General features: G+C 77.1%; 2 protein-coding genes. Both read right to left on the bottom strand.

Translation table 11 applies throughout. The annotated features are described in order from the left end of the window. On the bottom strand, positions 1-736 hold a 736-nt coding region (locus AB0F62_RS42700), incomplete at its 3' end, for an SCO3242 family prenyltransferase (RefSeq protein ID WP_361812296.1). Between the two features lie 260 nt (positions 737-996). Continuing rightward, positions 997-2091, bottom strand: a complete 1095-nt coding sequence (locus tag AB0F62_RS42695) for an inositol-3-phosphate synthase (protein ID WP_361812293.1) — start codon at positions 2089-2091, stop codon at positions 997-999. Between the last annotated feature and the right edge of the window lie 166 nt (positions 2092-2257).

Here is a 2257-nt window from a genome sequence, read left to right as displayed (position 1 = left end):
CCCACTTTTCCCCCCCCCGCCGCGCGGGGGTCCGGGCGGTGCCCGGGGCCGGCGGGCCGGCGGGCCGGCCGGCCGCCCCGTGCCGGGCGGTGACCGGCCGCGGGCGTCTGGCGGCGCGCAGCCGGTGCACCGTCCGCGCGGCGTCGGTGGTGACGGCGGCGATGGCCGTGGTCGTGAGCAGCGCGGCGAGCGGTGCCGTGCTGGATCCGCCTTGTGTCTCGTTGCGGGAGACGGTGGTGACCGCGTAGGTGTGCGTGCCGAGCAGGGCGGCGTGGGGCAGCGCGGCGGCGAGCGACCGGGGACGGGTGGCCGTCGCGCCGAGCACGAGGTCGAGGGCGCGCGCCGAGGCCATGGTGGCCGGCCCGGCCGCGGTGTGCTTCAGGCGCAGGTCGTACGACCAGACCGTCGCCGCCAGGGTCACGGCGGTGAACAGGGGCGCGCGGCCCGCGCGGGCGGCGAGCGCCAGTCCTGCCGCGGTGAGCGCTCCGGCGGCGGTCAGGGCGGCGCCCGGGCTGATCCGACCGGAAGGGATGGGGCGACCGGGGCGGTCGACGGCGTCCTCGTCCCGGTCGGCCCAGTCGTTGAGCGCCATGCCGGCGTGGTACAGGCACAGCGAGGTGCCGATGGCGAGGAACGTACCGCGGTGAGGGCGTCCTCCGGCCGCGGCGGCACCCGCGAGAGCGTCGCCCGGGACGGTGAACAGGGCGCTGACGCGGAGGAGTTCGGCCCAGGCCAGGAGCGGTCGGGGCGGTGCGTCCCGTCTCTCCCCGCCCGCCGTGGTGTGCGCGGTTCCCGCGTCCGGCCCGGCGAGCCCGGCAGGGCCGGCATCGCGGCGCCCGCTCGAGGCGGCCCCCTCCTCCGTCTCGGGCGGGTCGCCGCGGAGTGCCCGTCCCTGCCGGGCCGGGGTGCCCGGTGGGCGCCGCGTGGCGAACGCCGTCACGACGCCGAGCGCCGCGACGACGGCCAGGGCCCGCAGCCGCCCCGCTCCCGGAGCCCTCACCGGGACTCCGCCAGCCTGGCGGCGAAGGCCAGTAGCTCCCCGTACTGGTCGGAGAGGGCCGCGGGGGCGCCCGGGTCGGGGTCCTTGAAGTAGAAGCCCAGTTCGGGGAGGGGACCGGTCAGACCGGCCTCGTGGGCGCGGGCCGCGAGGCGGGCGAGGTCCAGGACGAGAGGGGCGGCGAGGGCGGAGTCGCACCCCTGCCATGTCGTCTGCAGGACCATGCGGGTGCCGAGGAAACCGTCGAAGGCGATGTGGTCCCAGGCGGTCTTCCAGTCGCCCAGGGCCGGTACGTCGTCGATGTGCACCTCGCCCTCGGGGGTGGCGCCCAGCGCGTCGAGCAGGACGCGTTCCTTTCCGGCGTTCTTCGCCGCGGCCGCCGCCGGGTCGGCGAGCACCGCCCCGTCACCGCCGCCGAGCAGATTGGTGCCGGACCACGCCCGTACCGACAGGGCCCGTTGTACGAACATCGGCGCGAGGACGGAGCGGAGCAGGGTCTGCCCGGTCTTGCCGTCCCGGCCGGCGTACGGGACGCCGCGGGCGGCGGCCGTCTCGGCGAGGGCCCGGCTCCGTATCCCGGTGGAAGGGGTGAAGTTGACGTAGGCGCAGCCGGCTTCGACGGCCGCCGCCGCGTAGAGGGAACTGGCCGGGAGGCGGGTGCTCCCCGGCTCGGGGGCGGGCTCGGTGGAGGCGACGTTGACGACGACCGTCCGGGCCAGGCCGTGGCGCCGGGTGAAGTCGGTGATGTCGGCGGCGAACGCCTCGATCAGTTCCCCGTCGGTGCGGGTGTCACCGGGGAGGGGGCCGCCGGTCCGGATCTCCCGGTCCGCGGCGGCGAGTTCGGCGCGGAGCGCCTGCGGCAGGCCGTACGGCAGCACGCCGCCCTCCGCGAGTTGTTCGGCCCGCTTGCCCAGCGGGCAGGCGGCCGTGTCGTGGCCGCCGAAGACGAGGGACGGCAGTGAGGGGAGGGCGGCCGCGGCGAACGGCGCCGTCTCGGTCACCATGCCCGTCGCCGGGTGGAGCCCGGCGGTGACCGCCGCGCATCCGACGACGGCGGTGGTGGCGACCGAGCCGCGGGCTCCGATCAGCCACACGCCGGTGCCTCCGGCCGACGGGCTGTCCGGGTCCGATACCGGTACCGGTACCGGGGCGGGCGGGTTCGTCACGGCTGCCAGGGTGCCGAGCTCGTCCTGAAGGTCGTTCAGCTCCGCCTGCTCGCGGGCGACCTCGTCCTGCAGGTTCTCGACCTGCTTCTGCAGC

The sequence above is a fragment of the Streptomyces sp. NPDC026673 genome (assembly GCF_040638135.1).
In the GTDB taxonomy this organism is placed as follows: Bacteria; Actinomycetota; Actinomycetes; order Streptomycetales; family Streptomycetaceae; genus Actinacidiphila.
This window is presented reverse-complemented; position numbering and strand designations above follow the sequence as displayed.